Here is a 19,778-nt window from a genome sequence, read left to right on the forward strand (position 1 = left end):
CCCAGCAGGTCTTTCAGGACCACGTTGTCGAGCATGACATCCGCCACCAGGCGCTTCAGCTTGGCGTTCTCCTTCTCAAGCTGCTTCAGGCGTTTGGTGTCCGACAGGTCCATCCCGCCATACTTGGCCTTCAGCTTGGAGAACGTCGCTGGGCTGAGGCCATGCTTGCGGCACAGCTCAGCCGTCGGCAAGCCTGCCTCCTGCTCTTTGATCATCCCGATAATCTGCGCTTCCGTAAAACGGCTTCTCCTCATGTCGTCTGCTCCTTCAGAGTTGGGTAGACTCTACATCAGACTGAGGGAACTTTCGGGGGGCAGGTCAGGGCGTGTGCTTGGGGCGACCCTTCTCTGGCGTGGACCGCTGGCGGCTTATGGCAGCAGCGCCAGCCGGGACTGAAGAAGCGCAAACAGGCGGGCTTGATCAACGTCGGTCATGACAAGGCAGTTTCCCTGCGGATCGGGGGCGGCCAAGGACCGGCCGAACTGCGGCCCGGCCTCTGTCACCGCGTGGACCTGACTTTGCAGCCCGGCAAACAGTGTCGGATCAATCAGCCAGGCGATCACGCAGGGGTCATGCAGATGCCGGTCGCCGGCGGTATAGACCGCAAGCAACCGGGCCGCGATATCAGAGCAGAGATTTCCGTTCTGTCGCAGAGCGGCAAGGTGCTGATCCTCGATCCGGGCCTTGTGAGTCACATCCAGCCCGAACATCACCAACTGTGCCCCCGATTGCAGTACGATTTCGGCAGCATGCGGATCGGCCATGAAGTTGAACTCGGCATGATCGTTCATGTTGCCCCGGCAATAGGCCGCCCCTCCCATGAAGGCGATCGCGTGCACCTGTTGCGCCAGAATAGGGTCCATCAAGACCGCCACGGCGACATTGGTCAGCGGCCCGATTGCGCAAAGAACCACCTCGCCCGGGAGGGCCGCGACCTGATGGCGCATGAAATCAACGGCATTCATGGCAGACCCGCTCGCACCCGGCGGCAGGGGCAGGCCGATGTCGCCAAGACCGTCCTGCCCGTGCACCGAAGCCTCCAGCGTGGCCGGGGCAAGGATCGGGCGGGGGATGCCGCGCAGCACGGGAATGTCCAGCCGAGCCGCTGCCGCACAGATCCGCCGCGCGTTGCGGTGGGTCTTGTCGAGATCCACGTTGCCCTTGACGCAGGTGACACCCAGCACCTCGATGTCGTCGCGGGAGGCGAGGGCCAGAAACAGCGCCACGGCATCGTCGATGCCCGGGTCGCAGTCGATGATGATCTTGCGCATATCTGACACTTCCTTGGACTGCTGGACCGGCCGCGGCGACGGCGCGTGCATGGTCAAAATAGCGGCGTTTGGCGGGGTGCTGACTTACATTTTCTAAGTCAGGCTAAGATTTTGCCAACTTGCCGAACGTTCCGTGTTTCGCATGCTTGCCTTAGCCCGCGTCAAGTTCTTTGATGTCTTCTAGCCAGATCGACGTTCGCCCACCGTCCAGCGCCACCCCGATGACCTGACAGGGTCATTCCCGCACCGAAACGCCCAAGCCACATCAGATGGCGCATCTCAGACCAGCAGGAGAGACCGCAATGACGATCAACCACAGACTGCTAGACCTTTTGCGCCGCGGACGCACGGCGCATGAAAATCACCTGATCGACGGGCTGGCACGTGGTGCGGTCAGTCGGCGGGAGTTTCTGCGATACGGCTCGGTTCTGGGTCTGTCAGCACCGCTTCTGGGTGGCATCGCCGGGGCCGTGGGCTATGGACTGACGCCGGTGACGGCGCGGGCTGGCACGCCGGGCGGCACCATCCGCTTTGGCCAGATCGTGCCGGCCGGGGCGATCAACCCGGTGACGGTGGCCGATGGCGGCGGCGTCACCATGCTGTCGCAGTTTGGCGAGGCGCTGGTGCTGTCGGCGCCCGACCTGTCGGCCCAACCGCTGCTGGCGGAAAGCTGGGCCCCCAACACCGATGGCACGGTCTGGACCTTCAAGCTGCGCCAGAACGTCAAGTTCCACAACGGCAAGGTGATGACGGCCGATGACGTGGTGGCAACCTTCGACCGGTTGTCTGACCCGGCAATGGGCTCGAACGCGCTGTCGGCGTTCTCGGGGATGCTGTCGAAGGGTGGGACGCGGAAGGTCGATGACCACACGGTGGAATTCCATCTCGACACCGCCAACGGCAACTTCCCTTATGCCGTCTCGACCGATAACTACAACGCGATCATCGTACCCGCTGAATTCCCTGAGGATTTCGAGGCGACGATGATCGGCACCGGCCCCTTCAAGCTGGAGAAGTATACCGCCAAGGTTGGGGCTTCTTTCGTCCGCAACCCCGATTATTGGGGCACGCCCGCCCTGCCCGACCGGATCGAGGTCACGTTCTACGACGACTATCAGCCCCAGATCCTGGCGCTGCAGGCCGGAGACATCGACATCATCCAGCAGGTTCCCGTTCTGCAGGCCGTTGGGTTGCTGGCCGATCCCAGCGTCACCATCATCAGCATCCCGTCCTCGGCGCATCAACAGGTGCACATGCGCAACGACAAGGCGCCCTTCACGGACAAGCGCGTGCGTCAGGCGATTGCCCTGTGCCTCGACCGTCCGAAACTGGTGCAGGGGCTGCTGAAAGGCAAAGCCCAGCTTGGCAATGACAGCCCGTTCATGCCCAGCTATCCTTCAACCGACAAGACGGTAGCCCAGCGCCAGATCGACATCGCGCAAGCCAAGCAGCTGATGGAGGCTGCGGGGATGGCATCGGGGTTCAAGACCACGCTGACCACCGAGAAGTATCTGGAGATACCGGATTACGCCGTGCTGATCCAGAACGCCGTCAAAGAGATCGGCGGCGACATCACGCTGAACGTGATGGATCAGGGCGCCTACTATGGCGACGCGGTGCCGGGCAAATCGCCGTGGCTGGATTCTGACATGGGCATCACCGACTATGGCCACCGGGGCGTGCCGAACGTGTTCCTGCAGGCCCCGCTGACCAGCAAGGGCACCTGGAACGCCGCGCATTTCAACAATCCCACCTATGACACGCTGGTGCAAAGCTACATCGGCTCGCTGGACCTGGAATCCCAGCGCGCGACGGCGGGCAAGATCGAGACCCTGCTGCTGGAGGAGACGCCGGTGATCTTCTCGTACTTCTATGACTTCCTGACCATCACCAAACCGGGGGCGACCGGCGTCGTGACGACGGCCATGGGCCAGCTGCTGCTGGGGCAAGCCAGTCTGTAATCGCTGCACCGGGCCTTCGGGCCCGGTGCAGGCCCGCCGACAGAAGGAAGCGCACGATTTCCAGATATATCCTCAAACGCACGCTTTTGGCGCTGCTGACGCTGTGGCTGCTGAGCGTGCTGATCTTTCTGGGCGGGCATCTGCTGCCCGGCAATGTGGGCCGCGCCATGCTAGGGCCCTTCGCCGACCAAAAGGCGGTTGATGTGCTGAACCATCAGATGGGCACCGACCGGCCCTTGCTGGTGCAGTATCTCAGCTGGATTTCCGGTTTTCTGACCGGCGACCTGGGACAGTCCTATGCCTATCGCGCGGCAGTGGCACCCTTTCTTGGGACCGCCCTGCTGAACTCTGCCAAGCTGGCGGCGGTGGCCTTCGTCATGGTGGTGCCCTTGGGCATTCTGGGCGGCGTGGTGGCGGCGCTGTACCGGGGCCGTCCGACCGACCGCATCCTGTCGGTGATCGGCCTGTCGGCGACGGTGGTGCCAGAGTTTGTGTCGGGCATCCTCTTGATCCTGCTGTTTGGTGTCTGGCTGCGCTGGTTCCCCATCTCGGCCACATGGAAGACCGGCGACGGGGTGCTGACGCAGCTGTACCACCTGATCCTGCCCTCGATCCCGCTGGTGCTGATCCTGTTCGGCTACATCGCCCGGATGGCCCGCGCCGGCATGATCGAGGCGCTGGATGCCGACTACACCCGCACCGCCGTTCTGAAGGGCCTGAGCTATCCGAGGGTCATCTGGCGCCACGTGCTGCGCAACGCGCTGTTGCCAACGATCAGCGTGATTGCCACCCAGACCGTCTATCTGATCGGCGGGCTGGTGGTGATCGAGATCCTGTTTCATTATCAGGGCATCGGCAGCCTGATCTACACGGCCGCCAAGAAAAAGGATTTCCCCATGCTGCAGGCCGGTGTGATGTGCATCGGTGCCTTGTTCGCGCTGACCACCCTGCTGGCCGATCTGCTCTATGCCCGGCTGAACCCGCGCATTCGTTTTGGAGGCCGGGAATGAGTGCCACGCAGCCCGAGGCCGAGCACGGCTGGCGCGACGATCTGCGCCGCCTGCTGCGGTCGCCCGCCTTCGACATTGGTTTGGTCATCGTGCTGTTCTGGGTTGGCTGCGCCATTCTGGGTCCGCACCTTGTGCCCTATGATCCCTTCGCCGATGACATGCTCAACACCCTGACGCCTCCTTCAGCCGATCATTGGTTCGGCACGGATCAACTGGGCCGCGACGTGTTTTCGCGGGTCATCGTCGGCGCGCGGGACATCTTGACGGTGGCCCCGGCCGCCACGCTGATCAGCACCTTCCTTGGCACCGCCCTTGGGCTGACGATGGGGTACTTCGGCGGCTGGGTCGATGAGGCCCTGGGCCGGGTTGTTGATGCCGTTCTGGCGCTGCCCACCGTGATCGTGGCGTTGCTGGCCCTGACGGCCCTTGGCACCTCGATGGTGACGGTGATGGTGGTGATCGCCTTCAGCTTTGCCCCGATCATCGCCCGCACGGTGCGCAGCGCGGTTCTGAGCGAGCGAAGCCTTGATTATGTTGCCGCCGCCGAACTGCGCCGCGAGAACACGGCCTATATCCTGTTTGTGGAAATCCTGCCCAACGTCCTGCCGCCCATCCTTGTCGAAACCACGGTGCGGCTGGGCTATGCGATCTTCACCGTCGCCACGCTAAGCTTCATCGGGTTTGGCATCCAGCCGCCTTCGCCGGATTGGGGGCTGTCGATCTCGTCCAACTACGCGATGATTGGCGGGGGTTTCTGGTGGACGGTGGTCTTTGACAGCGCGGCCATCGCCTCGTTGGTCATCGGGATCAACCTTGTTGCGGACGGGATCGAAGGTCTGCGCCATGACTGATGCGCTGCGGTTCGAGAATGTTGGCGTGGAATACCGCGTCAAGGGCCGGGGCGGGCAGGTTCTGGACGGCGTCTCGTTCCAGATCGCCAAGGGCGAGGCTTATGGGCTGGTGGGCGAATCCGGCTGCGGTAAATCGACGGCGGCCTTTGCCGCCCTGCGCTATCTGCCGCGCAACGGGACTGTGAACCGGGGCCGCATTCTGGTGGATGGGCAGGATATCGGCGCCTTGTCCGGGCCGGACCTGCGCAGGTTGCGGCGCTTTTCGGTGGCGATGGTGTATCAGGACCCCGGCAAGTCGCTGAACCCGTCGATGACGATCGGGCAACAGGTGGCAGAGGTCTTTGAACTGGCCGAAGTTCCGCGTGCCGATTGGCCGGCGCGGGTGGAGCAGATCCTGTCCAAGGTGCAGATCAGCGATCCGGCCCTGGTGATGAGCCGTTATCCACACCAGCTTTCGGGTGGCATGCAGCAGAGGGTGGCCATTGCGATGGCAATCGCCAGCAATCCCACCCTTCTGGTGCTGGACGAACCGACGACCGGCCTTGATGCCACGGTCGAAGCCGAGGTGCTGGACCTGATCCAGCACCTGCGCCGCGAGCTTTCCACGGCAATCCTGTTCATCAGCCACAACCTTGCCGTGATCGCCCGGATGTGTGACCGGGTGGGGGTTCTGTACGCTGGCCGTCTGGTCGAAGAGGCCCCGACCGAGGCGATCTTCCGCACCCCACGCCATCCCTACACCGCTGGTTTGCTGTCCTGCTTGCCGCAGGCCGGGCGCAGCAAGGACAAGGCCCCTTTGGCCACCATTGCAGGCTTCCTGCCTGCCCCGGGCGACGTCACCAAGGGCTGCATCTTCGCGGCCCGCTGTGCTGTGGCCGAAGACCTGTGCCGTTCGACCGAGCCGGGGTTTGCCCTTCACAACGGGCGCGCCAGCAAATGCCATTTTCCCGAAAGGGCGATGGCGCTGCCTGCGGTTGGTCAAACGCCCCCTGCCCCGCTGCGCGACAGGACCGCCCCCATCCTGCAGATCGAGAGCCTTTCGAAAAGCTTCGGCAGCGGCGGCGATCGTCAGCGCGTCTTGCGCGATATTGGCATCACCTTGGCCAAAGGCGAAACCCTTGGCCTTGTCGGTGAATCCGGCAGCGGCAAGACCACGCTGGCGCGCTGCATTCTGGGCCTGTTGCAACCCGACCCCGGCAGCAGCCTGCGCTTTGCCGGCGATACGCTGGCCGGAACCACGGCGCGTCGCAGCCGGGATCAGGTGAAATCCATCCAGATCGTGTTCCAGAACCCTGACTCGGCGCTGAACCGTTCGCATTCCGTCCGCCGGATGCTGGAACGGACGATCACACGGCTTGCAGGTCTGACAGGGACCGCGCGGGAGGCCCGGGTGCAAGCTTTGATCAAGGGAGTCCGCCTGACCGGACGGCACCTTGCCGCGATGCCACGCCAGCTTTCGGGCGGGTTGAAACAACGCGTGGCGATTGCCCGGGCATTTGCCAGCGACCCGCAGGTTCTGATCTGCGATGAGCCGACCTCGGCCCTGGATGTGTCGGTTCAGGCGGCGATCTTGAATCTTCTGGCAGAGTTGCAGGCGAAGACCGGGGTCAGCTATGTGCTGATTTCGCATGATCTGAGTGTCGTGCGGTATCTGTCGGACCGGATTGCCGTGATGTATCTGGGCGAAATTCTGGAAATTGGCCCAGCCGAGGCCGTGTTCGCTGGTCCGCATCACCCCTATACGGCGGCTTTGATGTCCTCGGTCCCGTCGATCGACGCGGCTGAGGCCGACCGCGTCAAGCTGGTCGGGTCGCTGCCCACCACGGCGCAGCGACCCAAGGGGTGTGTCTTTCACACGCGCTGCCCACAGCGCATCGCAGGCCCATGCGACTCGTTGGCGCCACCGCTTATTCATCTTGCGGCAGGGCACGTCATCCGCTGCCACCTGTCGCCGGACGCGCTTCCTGCCAAGGCATGAGCGCCACGGCCGCCCGCCGCAGCGCCGTTACCCGGGCGGGCCTATCTGTTAGGACAAGAAGAACGACAAAGGCACAGCACCGATGCCCCTGACCCTGCCCCCGCTCAATGCTCTGCGCGCTTTCGAGGCGGCTGCGCGAACCGGCAGTTACGTTGCCGCAGCCGAAGAATTGGGCGTGTCGGCGGCCGCGATCAGCCAACAGATCCGCAAGCTTGAGGACTATTTGGGCAAGCAGGTGTTCATGCGGCTCAACAACCGCGTGGTTCTGACGGATGCCGGTCACGCGATCCGTGACGGCACCGCCGCTGCGTTGCAGATGATCTCGGAGTCGACCGAACAACTGGTGTCGGACCGTTCGAAATCCCGGCTGGTGATCAGCACCATCGAGTCCGTCGCTGAAAAATGGCTGGTCGCCCGCTTGGTCAGCTATTGCAAACTTTACCCCGATTTCCGCTTTGATCTGCGCGTCGAACCGGACCCCGCCGATTTCGCCCGGCATAATATCGACCTGAGGATTGGCTATGATCCGGGGCAATATCCCGAACACACCATCGTGGTGCTGCAACAGGATGTCGTGCTGCCACTGTGCAGCCCCGCCTATCTGGAGCGGAACCCGGCGGCGCGAAAGCTGGGGATGGCCGGGGTGCCGGAAGAGGACCTTCTGCACACCAGTTGGGGCGAGAATTTCGGGTCGCACCCGTCCTGGCATGGCTGGTTCCTGAAGGCCAAGCTCAAGCCCCCCGCCGAAGGCAAGGGGTTCAAGGTCGGGCGTTCCAGCCTTGTGCTGGATCTGGCGCGACAGGGGCTTGGGGTCGCGCTGGGGCAACGGATGATGGCGATGGGCGATCTTGCGGCCGGCCGGCTGGTGCCGGTGTCCGAGGTCAGCATTGCCTTGGGCTACCCCTATTGCCTGGCCTATCCGCGCGCCAAGGGGCGCAAGCGACATGTCGTGACCCTTGCCGCTTGGCTGGCCGATGCCACCGCGCAACCTGAAACGCTCTAGTCCGGGTTTGGCGGCTTGGCTAAGCTATTCTAAAGGTCACTAACATTTGGCTTGGTTGAGAATCTTCGTCAGGCGAGGGAAAGTCCGGGTCAGCCTTTGATGGAGGATGCGCCATGAAACACCTTCTTGACCTTGAGACTTATCCGCTGGACCGCCCGGACAGCCCGGAATACGCGGCCCTTGTGGCGCATTGCAAAGCCCGTCTGGCGGCCGATGGGATGTTTGACCTGCCGGGCTTCATGCACCCAGACGTGACAAAAGCCGCCGCGGACGCGACCAAGCCCGCCATGGCGACAGAATCCTTCCGACACGCCCGCCGCCACAACATCTACTTCCGCGACACTGTCGACGGCCTGCCTGACGATCATCCGGCCTTGGCCAAGGTGGAGACAGTCAACCATACGCTGTGCGCCGATCAACTGGTGGGCAATCCCGTGATCGACATCTATGAATGGCCGCCCTTCGCCGCGTTCCTGGCCGCAACGATGGGCAAGACCGCGCTTTACTCGATGCAGGACGCGATGGCGCGGGTGAACGTGCAGGCCAGCCGCGATGGAGAGGCGTTGAACTGGCACTTCGACCGCTCGGAATTCACTACGACCATTCTGCTGCAGTCGCCGGAAATTGGAGGCGAGTTGGAATTCCGCTCGAACCTTCGCAGCGCCGAAAACCCCAATTACGACGGCGTTGCAGCCCTGCTGCGTGGCGAGGATCCGGAGGTCAAGAAGATCAAACTGGCGACCGGGGCGCTTAATGTGTTCCGCGGCGTCAACACGCTGCATCGGGTCGTGCAGGTCAAGGGGCCGGTGGAGCGGATTGTCGCCATCTATTCTTTCTTCGACCGGCCCGGGGTGACGATGACGGCGCAGGAACAGACCGGCTTTTATGGCCGGGCCGTCGCCGCCTGAGGCGGGATAGTCACCGGGTGGTCACGGCGCGGCTTGGGGGTGGTTTGTTCGACCCTGCGCGGGTTGGCGCGTGCGGGGTGAGCGCGGACCCCAAGGCGGCGTGGCGTTGCACCGTTTTCAGACCTTGCGTGTGCGTCACTCCAGCCGGGGCAGTGCCGCAATGGCGGCCTTGGTGGCGCGGGCACCGGCGTGGCACAAGACGGTGGCAGACAGGGCTTGGCCGGCACGGATTGCCTTTTCGGCCCCTTGACCCAAGAGACGCGCGGCAAGATAGCCCGCGTTGAACCCATCGCCTGCCCCGGTCGTGTCGCGGATCTGAGGAACCGGCGGCGTCGCCAATTGGCCGTGCCGCCCCTCAGAAAGGTAGTCCACCGGCCCGGCACCATTCTTGACCACGATCTCTGCCACGCCCGCCGCCCTGAACCTGGCGATCGTGGCTTGCACGGACCTGTCGCCCCAGTGGGTCTCTTCGTCGTCGAAGCTGGGCAGGGCGATGTCGACCAACGGCAGGAAGTCTGCCAAAGTCTGGCGCATCACCTCGGCCGAGGGCCACAGCCGGGCCCGGATGTTGGGGTCAAAGGAAATGATGGCCCCCTGCGCGCGGGCCGTTTGCAGAAGCCCGAACAGGGTTGCCCGCGCCCCGGGTGACAGGATCGCCAGCGTGATTCCCGACAGATGGATCAACGCCGCATCGCGAAGTGAATCGCCCAAGGCTTGCGCATCATCGGCCAGGTGCCGCGCGGCAGAGGTGTCGCGCCAATAGTGGAAGCTGCGCTCCACCCCGTCGAGTTCGATCAGATAAAGCCCCATCCGGCGGCTTTCGTCGCGAAAGACCCCTGAAAGCGCCATGCCGTCGGCTGACATTTCGGCGGCGAAGGCATCCGACAGACCGTCGCGCCCGATCCGTGTCACCAGGCCGACCTGGGCCTTTTGCCCCAGCCACTGGGCCATATGCCAAGCGGTGTTGAAGGTGTCACCGGCAAAGCCGCGCCGGTAAAGGCCGCCCTCAACCGGGGCAAGTTCGATCATCGCTTCGCCGATGGCACAGACCTTCCGGCCCGAAAAGGTTACCATGTCGTTTCCTCGGGCCAGGGCGTTGCGTGCAGCGCCCCTGTTAGCCAGGCGGGCCAGTCGCGTTCAAAGAAGTTTCGGGCACCGTCGTCAAAGGGCCGGTTGGGACGTCTAGCAAGGCGGATCCCCCCCTCGTGCCAGCGGACAAGGATTTGCGTGGTGCGATCCTCGGTCCGTTCTTGCCGGAAACGGTAGGCCTCCAGCGGACCGCCGGCTGTCATTGGCACGCCCGTGCCCGCAGGGTCACAGATCGCCCGGGCCCCCCGGCTGCCGCCGCCGGCCGTGATGTAATCATCCAAAGCTGCCAGCACTGCCTGCGAGGCCAAAGCCATGTGACGCCATTGCACCGCACGGGCGGCCTCGGCAGGGCGGGCAAAAGCCACGCCTGTCGACTGCAACCGCGCGGTCAGGGCCTTGGCCTCTGTCAAGGCCTTGCGCACGTCAGGCGCCGTGCAAAGGATGCCGGCATGATCGCTCATCCTCGCCTGAACCTCGTCGCGAAGAGCGGCAATCTTGACACCGTCGGGCTGCAGCCCCGTCAGAACCTGCGTCAAGGCCTTGGCCAGCCCTTCGGGCGCCCTTTCCGCGATGCGCGCCCCGGCCGCGGCGTGTTCTGCCACCCTTGTGCCAAAGACCTGACCTGCATTCAGTGCAGCACCGCCCGGTCGGGTCACGCCATGGGTCCCGGCGGCCTCGCCGACGGCGTAACAGCCGCGCAGGCTGCTGCGCCCCCAGACATCGACCGCGATCCCGCCGTTCATGTGCTGGTTGTTCACCGCGAACTCCAGCGGAGCCGCCGCGATGTCGACCTTGTAGCGGCGATACAGTTCGATCGCCAAAGGGTTCATATGCCGCAAGCGCGCGATGGGTTGGCCCTGCAAGGCCCCTGCGGTCGCAAGATAGCTGCTGACATCCGCATCCAGGCGGTCAAGACTGAACGGCTGATCGCCGGGCACGGCCAAAGGATTGCGGTTGAAGTCCATGAAGACCCGCCGCCCCGCTTGGCCTTCGCGAAAGATCGCCAAGTCAATCAGACTGGAGCCGAAATCCTGCATCCGCGTCGCATGAAAGGGCCACTGATACCCCTTGCGAAAGATGTTGGAGACCATTTCCTGCGTCGTGCGATAGTACTGCGACAGGAATGCATGTTCCTGCCCCTTGGCATCCACGGAATAGATATGTGGCAGCGCCTGCACATAGGTGCCTGACAGGTTCCACGGGAACCCCTCGCGCCGGGTGCCGATGCCGAACTGGCTTTCGGTCAGATTGACCAGCGTGATCCCGGCCTCCAAGGCCAGCCCCAGCGACCCGAAGCACCCGTTGGGATAAACGCTGTCGCGATACAGCTCTCCGGGGCCGCCCGCCGCAAGGACAAGGGTCGGCGCGGCAAATGCGGCCAGGCCAAACGGATTGACCGGAGTGCGCGCCTGATGGCGCATCGCCAGAACCCCGGTGGCGCGGCCCTGTGCGGCCAGGATCGCCACAGCGGTGGTGTGGTTCAGGATCGGCACGCCCAGCCGGATCGCCTCTTGGGCCAGCACCTTGACCATCAACCGCGAGGTGCGCGGCCCGCAGCTTGTGGCCCGGCCCGTTTCGTCATGGTCGGTCTGATAGCGCAGGGTGCCGCCCAGCGGATCTTGCGGCAAGGGCAGTCCCAGATATTGCAACGAGGCCATTGCCCGGGCTGAACCGACGGCCTCGACATAGGCGGTATCCTCGTCCATGGCCCCGCCGGCCCGGACCGCCCTGGCCATGGCGTGGAAGTTGTCGCCACGGTCAGCGGTGTTGGCAGTGTGCAGCGTCTGCTTGTCTGAGCCCGAACAGGCAGAGGTCCCACCCCAAGCGCTTTGGCTTAGAACGACCACCTCAACCCCGCGCCGCTTCATTTCGACCGCGGCGCGCAGGCCGGCGGCCCCACTTCCGACGATGAGGGCAGCGGCACGGATCAGCGGCATGGTGATGCCGCCCTCCGTCACGGTCTCGACCGTCGGGCGCTCGGGTGGCAGTCGGGGCATTTCGACATCCGTCAGCGCGTCAAGAATGTCCTGTGGCACGTCGATGCTCATGGGTGGCTCCTCAGACCAGCGGAATGTCTACCCAACGCCGGTCTTTCGACGACTGCATGCAGGCGTCAATGATCTGGCAGATGAAATGGCCCACGTCAAAGGTCGGCCACATTGGCTGACCCGTGGCGACCGACTGCGGCACGTCGTCAGCTTCGATGATCTTGGTTTCGTCATACCCTAGCGCGACGTTGGGCAGCGGCAGACATGCGCGGTAATTGGCGTTCTCAGGCCCGACATCTATGGCGCGATAGCCTTTTCGGCCGTCTCGGTCTTCATTTGTGTATACGTGCAGCCGGTTCTCTTGATCATCGTCGAAGGTCAGGCTGCCCTTGGTGCCAGAGATCTCGAAGGTTTGGCGGAATTTGCGGCCGATCGCCACGCGGCTGAAATCAACAATCCCCGAGGCGCCATTCTCGAACCGGCACAGCAGGTTGGTGGCTTCGGGATTTGTCACCTCGATCGAAGCGCCATCACCATCGGGACGTCTGGCGGTAACGATGAGATTGTCGGCGATCAAGGAAAAGACGCGGCCGACCAGAAACTCCATGACGCTGAAGACATGGCTGCCCGTATCGGCCACGATCCCCGTTGGGGCCAATTTTCCATCGGCCCGCCACATGAACGGGGCCAGCGGATCGCCGAACGTGTCGATGTGCCGACAGCCCTTGAAGGGACGGACCTCGCCGATCTCGCCTGACTGGACGATATGCCGGACCAGATCATGGACGGGATTGCGCGGGAACGCATGGCCGAGGCGCGTGATCAGCCCCTTGGCGCGGGCGTTATCGGCGCGGGCGTTATCGGCGCGGTCACGAGCCTCGGCGGCGGTATCAGCCAGGGGCTTTTCGCAGTGGACATGCTTGCCGGCCAGAAGTGCTGCCTTGGCCAAGGGATAATGCAGGCTGTTCGGCAGACAGATGTCGATCAGGTCAACTGCGGGGCCGGCCACGACCTGCTGCCAATCCTGCAGGATGCGGGCACCCGGGGCCCGCCCTGCCGGATCGGCCGCCGCCGGATCATGCGCCACCAGCGCCACGATGCGGGCTTGTGCAGACGGGGTGCCAAAGACATGAGGAATGGTCTGCCATGCCATGGTGCGGATCTTGCCCATCCACCCCGAGGCGCCCAACACCGCCACCCTGATCTCTGTCACACCTGCCCCCCTGTGCAAGGCGCCAGCCCCGTTACCGCAACGGGATTCGTGGAACCTTCCAAAGAAGTACTGTAACGTTCCAAAACGGTCAATGCAGTTCACCCCTTCCCGAGGACCAACGGACGCAAGTTGCGAACAGGACTGCCTGACGTCAGACGCAGCCCCGATGCCACCTTTCCACCCGGCGCGGGGCGATTTCCTGCCATGCTGCAAGGTGTCAAATCCTGACCCGGCCCAGTTTTTCGCACCCGATTTGCCTACCATCACGCTTGTGCATCGCACCTACCTGGGCCCGGATGGCCCTGTCCGCCAAGTCAGCGGGCACCTTCACCTGAAAATATCGCATCCCCGTTCGCGGGTCCGCTGTTGGATTTGCCATCCTGAGTATCGCCATGGTTTACACATCCGGTTTACGCAGACGGCTTGCCTATGCCCTTGTTTAACAAGGTTTCTAGCGATTTCAATGCGGTAAAATGGTGCTGCAAGAGAGGATTGAACTCTCGACCTCTCCCTTACCAATAAACCGATTTTATCAAATAACTGGTATTAAATCAACGAGTTGAAAAAGTAGCATACTTTTTTGTAGCATATCTTTTTTCTGAAATTACATATATGAGCAATTTCAATGCCTTGAGTATTTTTTCTCGCATTTCGTTAAAGAGTTGTTTTTCCGTCAGCAGCGGCTTTCAACCTGTTCACCAGCCATGTCTCAGCTGTTGTGAGGGTATCGGCAACCTCGTCTGCAGATCAAGCCCGACGTGCCGTTCTGCGGAGCTTCTTCTCCTTGTCCGCACGAAAAGTTGCCTGTGCGGCCGCAAGCTGGCCATCCAACTCACCCGTTTTGGTTGCGGTGATGACCGTCTCAATCACAGGTACCAGCTTGCTCCTGTGGCCCACAGCAATAGCCGTCCTGCCAGCAGTCAGCGTGATGATCCGGTTGCCATACCGCAGCACCAGAAAGCAGGTGCCCTGCGCATCCATCCGCCACCAGCGTTGGACCCGCTTGGGCACAGTGACTAACTGCTTCGTTCCATCAGCCCCTACCACCCATTTGCGCTGGGTGGGCTCAAAGCCTTCTTCCCGTGCCAGTTCACGCTGCTGCTCAAGTTGCTTGATGAACTTGGCACGGCGCTGGATAGCAGGATCGGCAACGGTAGTGCGGGGAAGCGGCACAAAGGCCAATGCAGTTAAGATACTCAAGTCGCACTCCCCTGCCGATCCTGTTCATGTTGGCCAACCAAGCTTATGCGGTGCGCTTGGTCCTCGACTTTCGCGCGCCAGTCACGACATCCATTGCCGTGTCAAGTTCGCCCTGATCCACGGCTTGCACCAATGCTTTGATCAGCAGGGGCACATCAGCCAGCTTGGACACTTCCACCGCCGACATGCCCGGTTTCACTTCCAGCGGCACTGCGCCGTAGCGCAGGCCGAACTGCACAGCACCGTTCGTGCCCACAGTCCACCATTTGCGCAGCTTCACCGGGCGCTGTGCCTTGCTGCGGTTGCCAGCAGCATCGTTGATCCAGACTGCCTTGCTGCGCTCATAGGCCGCGCCGCCAAGGGCAGCCTCAACAAGCTTCAGCTGTTCCGTAAGTTGCTCAACCAACTTGGCGCGGCGATCTTGCTCGACGCTGCCTTTCACCTTGGGCGCAAGCGCCAAGATCTTCAGTTTGTCCAACACGCCCATCATAGCCTCCAACAGCATCGCGTCTGCCGTCAGCATGTGGTCAAGTCATTGGAATTCCTACCGAAAAGACGGCAAATCCAATCAGATTTCTGTCCGAAGCCCTGATCAAGCTTCAACATCTTGCTTTCTGGAGGCCATGAAAACGTTGGCACATTCGTGTAGGGCCAACATTGGCAGACCGGCACCGCCGACGCGGCATACGGCGAAGGCTTGCCTTAATGTGCGAGCTGCATTCGCACTTCACGGCTGCGAAGTAGCAGCATTCAAGGTTTCAGAAGGCCATTTCGCGGAGTGGCATCCCTGCGGCAGCGCCCATCACTGCATCATCTTGTTGTTTGGGTAGTTCTATGCCTACCATATTGAACCTGAAACAAGTTGATCTCACCGTCTCAACATCGACAACCTTCCAACTATCACTCAGAGTGCTTCGAACCATTCATTGTGTATATCTTCTATCGCCCCATTCAGGAAAGAGCACTGCATTGTCTGAAGATACAGTCGTAAATATTGCCATTGTTGGCGACCGAGCGCTAAACGCTACCGATTCTGATAGACTTGGCTTTCGTGATGTGGCTAAGCAAATTGCAACTTCTATTGTCGACCGTGCTTCGGAAAACGGCATGGTTGTTGGCCTAGAAGGGGCTTGGGGCTCCGGAAAATCTAGTATTTTGTTTTTGATCGAAGATGAACTCGGAAAGCTTGCAAAGGGGAAGAGACCAACAGTAATTAACTTTCGACCATGGCTGATAGGCAATCGCGAAGCGCTAATCGGAAGCCTATTCCACGATCTATCCAGACAACTTGATCTGGTTGCCCTTGATGCTGGCGATGCTAGTCGAATAACAGTAGCTAAAGCTAAGAACGCGAGTAAAGCGCTACAAAGCTTTGTGTCCGTCCTGAGTGCGACCGGGTCAGGATTGGAGTTGGCTGGTGAAGCGCTCGGCTGGGCACCACTTAAGTGGATTGGTCGGGGTTTCAAGGCCAGTGGAGAAATTGCGAAAGAAATAAAATCGCCGCCCCCTTTGATTGATCTGAAGGCAAAGCTAGCCGAATCGTTGCGTGACTTGGGACACCGTTTCATCGTTACTGTGGACGACGTTGATCGACTTGAACCGGCCGAAGTGATGGAGATTCTGAGACTGGTACGTTCTGTGGCGGACCTGCCTAACATAATATATCTACTCTGCTATGACGGCAGTATCTTGGCACACGCAATTCAGAAGGCATCGGGCGTAGAGAGTGGGAAATCTTATCTAGAAAAGATCGTACAGTTAACGGTGATGGTTCCTAAGCCTGAGCCATTTCAATTGCGCCAATGGTTTTCTGATGATCTGTACTCTTTTGCGACCACCAAGGATGAGGAAGAGCTCTCAAGACTCAAGAGAATTGTTGATGCGGAGGGTGGGCGGCAATTGACCACTCCACGAGCGGTTGTACGCGCATTAGACGCGATTCGGTTCTTTTGGCCTCCACTGCGGAACAAGAACGCCGACCTAGCCGACCTTGTTTGGTTACTTCTAATCAAAGATGGCAACGCCAGTTTGTATCGATGGATTGAGGAGTATTGCGCGACCGCCGCGTTGGTAGCACTAGGAATTGCCACAGTTGATAAGTCGGAAATAGATCGAATGCTGGAAACACTCATGACTGCCGTGCCCGACGGCTATTTCGCAGATTCGACCTATCGAAACATTTTTGCTGATCAACTTATTGGGCTAGAGGCAAACTACGGCGAGGAAGGGACACATTTCAAACTCTTTGGGCACGTGAATGATCAGAGCCGCGATGATGCAATTCGTAGGAGGCGTATCTGTAGCCCCGACCATTATCGCATTTATTTTGCACTCACAGACCCATCACATGCACTTAGCCAACAAGACTACACTTCGACGTGGAACTCTCTAAGCAGTGGAGTTGATCATGCATCGGCTGATTTGATCCGTCTTAGCAGGATTTCGGCTGGCGGCTCGCTTACGAAAATCGATATGATGCTGGAGCGTCTTGCCGGTGGTGCACTAGATAACTTCAGCTCCAGCCAGTGCGAGATCCTTTTGCTTGCCCTTGCAGACGCAATGGACGATGCGTACCGCAGTCGCCCGTTTGATTTAAACTGGTTTAATACTGTCTGGGATCGGGCAAAGAAGCTGGCACATCTACTAATACCCCGACTAGATGATGAGATTCGGCGCGCAACTGTAGAAAGGTTGTTTGGAAGTGGTAAAGCCATCGGTTGGCTGACTTCACTATTCAGGGCAGAGATATTTGCTCACGGAAGGTACGGGAAGAAGCGGCAGCCGGACAACGAATGGCTTTTAACGGATGCAGAGTTGGACTCAGTAACAACAATTATGCATGAGCGTTATGAAACCATGTCCACTGGCGATTTTCTGAGTTGCCCTAGTCCAATAAGTCTTCTGTTCGCTTGGCTTCAGACGAGTGACGGCGAGGGTCCTCGTCGATTTATTGGAGAGGTAATCAGTTCCGACGATCGCTTAATCACTATCCTTGAACATCTGAGGAGCACAATCAATAGCAGTGATCGTGGTGTGTTCAAGGTTCTCCAAAGGGATAATCTTGCGCCATTTCTCGATTTTGAAGATGTCACCAAGCGCCTCAGCAAACTCAAATCGCACGCTGAACTAGGCGTTCGCGCCGACCAGCTTTTGGTCGATCTCGAAGCTGGTCAAAATTATTAGTCGGATTTAGGTGCTTTTGATGTTTACCGGTCTTGGTTCTGATTTTCACTGCTTGAAACTATTCCGCAACAGAGGCTTTCTGGTCTACAGCCCGCTGCAAACGCCTACTAGGCTGGGGCCGCTACGTGGGTAGCGGCCCTTACCGTCGCGAGTGCTGTAGCGGCTGCTGCGAGCGTCCTAGACACCAACGCAACTGCGTTCCTGCCAAGCCTCAGATGGCCAAGTCTTCAGGCGACTTGCCCGCTTCGATTGCAGCAATGAACCAGCGGGGCTTGCGGCCACGTCCGCTCCAGGTCTCGGCGGCGTTTTCCGGATGCCTGTACTTGGCGACAGCCGGTGCGCGGGAGCGCTTGCCGGGAGCGTCACCAGTGAACAGCTCTGCCAGATTGAAGCCCAGTTCACGGGCTTTGGTTTCCAGCTCAGCGCGAGCCTTGGCTTTGGCGCGATCTTCGAAATTCGCGATGGCGGCGGTTACATCCTTTGACAGCTTTTTCAGCTCAGCCAAGGTCAGCGTATTCAAGTCCATGTGTCTCTCCCGGCGCACTCGCGCAAATCTCGTTTTGTTTTTTGGGGCTCTTGCCAGCCAGTGACAAGCATTATCGCCCGGCTTCAAACAGAACCGACAGGAATATGCACAGTATTAAGATTGACGTCCAACTCAAAATATATCACCATAACCTGTGTCAAGAACCAAAGCAGATACCAGCTCAGGTGTGAGGCGGCGGTCATGCCCCAGCGCCATTTCTGTAATGCCGCGCAATCGCAGTAGGGCTTCAATGTCCTGCCGATCTTTGGGAACTACGCGGCGATTGCCACGGGCATGTACGCCTTGCAGCGCCCACAGCTCACGGCGACCATGATGATAGCGCTGGAGCTCAACGATGGTGCCGGGGAATTCCTTGGCGACATAGAACGCCGCACGTCCAACCGCAGCCCGAAGCACATGGTCAGCAAGACAGTTGCGGTACTCCTTGCCGATGCTTGCAAAGGCTGTGGCATCCTTCAACGCCGCAAAGGATGGGTGATCATCAAGGGGCCCAGCAGGCAGTCTGTCGGCTTTGCGCGCAATCAGCTTTTCCGCCCAATCGCGGAACACCACCTCAGTCAGATCACTTGAGATGACCAAGATGTCTTCTTGCGTGATCGGCGTGGATGAAAGGCCTTGGACATAGCGCAGGATGCCGTTGGCCGTGTCGGCAGAGGCTTCGCTGTCGAATAGATGTGCCAACTCCGGATGAACCAGTTCCGCATCCAGCCGCGCAAGTCCACAGACAAGCCCGGAGTTCACGGTGGATGCATGGCGCAAGGCAAGTGCCCGCTTGCGCTTCACAGGATCATTGCCCGGCTGTAGCAGGTTCAGCAGCACCTCATAGTGGCCGGGATCGTCAAAGGGTTCACCGTCCATTTTGCCCAATGCCGTAGCCAGTCCAGGAATGCCGCCAAGGCATTTGCGCAGGACCGACCGGATATTCTCGTGAAACAGATAGCGCATCGCATCCGCAGGATCAGGTGCAGCAAAGTCGGCCTGTATGTCCCGCGTGCTTTTGCTGGCCAGCACGGCTATCACTGCCGCCCGTCGAAAATCAGTCGCCCTGTGCAAAGACACGACCACCGGATAGCCCGTAGCATCGTCATGATCGAGCGCCATTCGTAAGGCCCAGCCAGATAAAGGTGCAGCACGATGGCAAAGATAGTCCTGCAATCGTCGCTCAAATGCTGCCTCGTCCATGCCGCGCCTCCCGCATTCCCTGAGCGCAGCTATGTGGTCGATGCACTGCAAGGCCAACCGAAACGATGCCTGTCATGGGCGGCGTCCCTTCGTGCGGTGCCCCACAAATCGAAACCACAGGACGTACGATGTGGCGGAAATAGGAAGGGGGATCACCGGCGAAATCACCATCGTCGGCCTCAATTGTGGTGGTGATCATGGGTCACCTCCTTACCGCGCACCCCTTCGTTCAGAACCTGATCAAGGCATTGAGTTGCCAAGGACCGGAACACGCGGCTTGTCCGCTTCGTCTTCACCAAGCGATCCTTCCCGGCAGTATCCGCCGCACGCAGAAGGTTGACGGCACAGTTCGCCCAGACTGAGCAGCTTGGCGTACGCTGCTTGGCCTTGAGCA

17 protein-coding genes are annotated in these 19,778 nt (G+C 60.6%); 7 read left to right on the forward strand and 10 right to left on the reverse strand.

The features are described 5' to 3' along the window. Together AC1Y2B_RS21270 and AC1Y2B_RS21275 are read right to left on the reverse strand one after the other, a co-directional pair. Nucleotides 1–254 (reverse strand): transposase (locus AC1Y2B_RS21270; RefSeq protein WP_482255136.1); only part of this gene is annotated, 254 nt, incomplete at its 3' end. Nucleotides 255–368: 114 nt separating this feature from the next. After that, nucleotides 369–1,271 (reverse strand): nucleoside hydrolase, encoded by a 903-nt coding sequence (locus tag AC1Y2B_RS21275; protein WP_482255137.1) that lies wholly within the window; start codon nt 1,269–1,271, stop codon nt 369–371. Nucleotides 1,272–1,573: 302 nt separating this feature from the next. Between AC1Y2B_RS21275 and AC1Y2B_RS21280 the strand changes: the two genes are divergently transcribed. The 6 genes from AC1Y2B_RS21280 (at nt 1,574) to AC1Y2B_RS21305 (ending at nt 8,982) form a co-directional block, all read left to right on the forward strand. Then, entirely contained in the window at nt 1,574–3,232 is a 1,659-nt protein-coding gene (locus AC1Y2B_RS21280; protein WP_482255138.1) for an ABC transporter substrate-binding protein, read from the forward strand. A 68-nt stretch (nt 3,233–3,300) separates the two neighbouring features. After that, nucleotides 3,301–4,242, forward strand: coding sequence for an ABC transporter permease (locus tag AC1Y2B_RS21285; RefSeq protein WP_482255152.1), 942 nt, complete (start codon nt 3,301–3,303; stop codon nt 4,240–4,242). Beyond that, the gene (locus AC1Y2B_RS21290) at nt 4,239–5,093 is read left to right on the forward strand and encodes an ABC transporter permease (protein WP_482255139.1); all 855 of its coding nucleotides are present in this window, start codon (nt 4,239–4,241) and stop codon (nt 5,091–5,093) included. The genes AC1Y2B_RS21285 and AC1Y2B_RS21290 overlap by 4 nt, the downstream gene beginning before the upstream one ends. After that, nucleotides 5,086–7,071, forward strand: coding sequence for an ABC transporter ATP-binding protein (locus AC1Y2B_RS21295; RefSeq protein ID WP_482255140.1), 1,986 nt, complete (start codon nt 5,086–5,088; stop codon nt 7,069–7,071). The genes AC1Y2B_RS21290 and AC1Y2B_RS21295 overlap by 8 nt, the downstream gene beginning before the upstream one ends. An 82-nt stretch (nt 7,072–7,153) precedes the next feature. Then, nucleotides 7,154–8,074 (forward strand): LysR substrate-binding domain-containing protein, encoded by a 921-nt coding sequence (locus tag AC1Y2B_RS21300; protein WP_482255141.1) that lies wholly within the window; start codon nt 7,154–7,156, stop codon nt 8,072–8,074. Nucleotides 8,075–8,187: 113 nt separating this feature from the next. Beyond that, entirely contained in the window at nt 8,188–8,982 is a 795-nt protein-coding gene (locus AC1Y2B_RS21305) for a HalD/BesD family halogenase (protein ID WP_482255142.1), read from the forward strand. 135 nt (nt 8,983–9,117) lie between these two features. Here AC1Y2B_RS21305 and AC1Y2B_RS21310 read toward each other — a convergent pair whose 3' ends face one another. From AC1Y2B_RS21310 to AC1Y2B_RS21330, 5 genes are all read right to left on the reverse strand, one after another. Continuing rightward, nucleotides 9,118–10,056: a sugar kinase gene (locus AC1Y2B_RS21310; RefSeq protein ID WP_482255143.1), complete on the reverse strand. Its 939-nt coding sequence runs from the start codon at nt 10,054–10,056 to the stop codon at nt 9,118–9,120. Continuing rightward, on the reverse strand, nt 10,050–12,119 hold the full coding sequence (locus AC1Y2B_RS21315; protein ID WP_482255144.1) for an FAD-binding protein: 2,070 nt from the start codon (nt 12,117–12,119) through the stop codon (nt 10,050–10,052). The genes AC1Y2B_RS21310 and AC1Y2B_RS21315 overlap by 7 nt, the downstream gene beginning before the upstream one ends. 10 nt (nt 12,120–12,129) lie before the next feature. Then, nucleotides 12,130–13,272 (reverse strand): Gfo/Idh/MocA family protein, encoded by a 1,143-nt coding sequence (locus tag AC1Y2B_RS21320; RefSeq protein ID WP_482255145.1) that lies wholly within the window; start codon nt 13,270–13,272, stop codon nt 12,130–12,132. 747 nt (nt 13,273–14,019) lie between these two features. Beyond that, the gene (locus AC1Y2B_RS21325) at nt 14,020–14,472 is read right to left on the reverse strand and encodes a DUF6641 family protein (RefSeq protein WP_482255146.1); all 453 of its coding nucleotides are present in this window, start codon (nt 14,470–14,472) and stop codon (nt 14,020–14,022) included. 43 nt (nt 14,473–14,515) lie between these two features. Continuing rightward, nucleotides 14,516–14,995 carry a DUF6641 family protein gene (locus tag AC1Y2B_RS21330; protein ID WP_482255147.1) on the reverse strand — a complete coding sequence of 160 codons (480 nt, stop codon included), beginning with the start codon at nt 14,993–14,995 and terminating at the stop codon, nt 14,516–14,518. A 446-nt stretch (nt 14,996–15,441) separates the two neighbouring features. Here AC1Y2B_RS21330 and AC1Y2B_RS21335 point away from each other — a divergent pair, with 446 nt between their 5' ends. Then, the gene (locus AC1Y2B_RS21335) at nt 15,442–17,655 is read left to right on the forward strand and encodes a KAP family P-loop NTPase fold protein (RefSeq protein WP_482255148.1); all 2,214 of its coding nucleotides are present in this window, start codon (nt 15,442–15,444) and stop codon (nt 17,653–17,655) included. A 211-nt stretch (nt 17,656–17,866) separates the two neighbouring features. Here the strand turns inward: AC1Y2B_RS21335 and AC1Y2B_RS21340 are convergent, their stop codons facing one another. From AC1Y2B_RS21340 to AC1Y2B_RS21350, 3 genes are all read right to left on the reverse strand, one after another. Beyond that, a complete protein-coding gene (locus tag AC1Y2B_RS21340) occupies nt 17,867–18,181 on the reverse strand; it encodes an H-NS histone family protein (RefSeq protein WP_482255149.1) in 315 nt (104 codons plus the stop codon). A gap of 132 nt (nt 18,182–18,313) precedes the next feature. After that, nucleotides 18,314–19,384: a hypothetical protein gene (locus tag AC1Y2B_RS21345; protein ID WP_482255150.1), complete on the reverse strand. Its 1,071-nt coding sequence runs from the start codon at nt 19,382–19,384 to the stop codon at nt 18,314–18,316. Between the two features lie 179 nt (nt 19,385–19,563). Continuing rightward, nucleotides 19,564–19,778 (reverse strand): hypothetical protein (locus tag AC1Y2B_RS21350; RefSeq protein ID WP_482255151.1); only part of this gene is annotated, 215 nt, incomplete at its 5' end.

This window comes from Stagnihabitans sp., assembly GCF_964946895.1.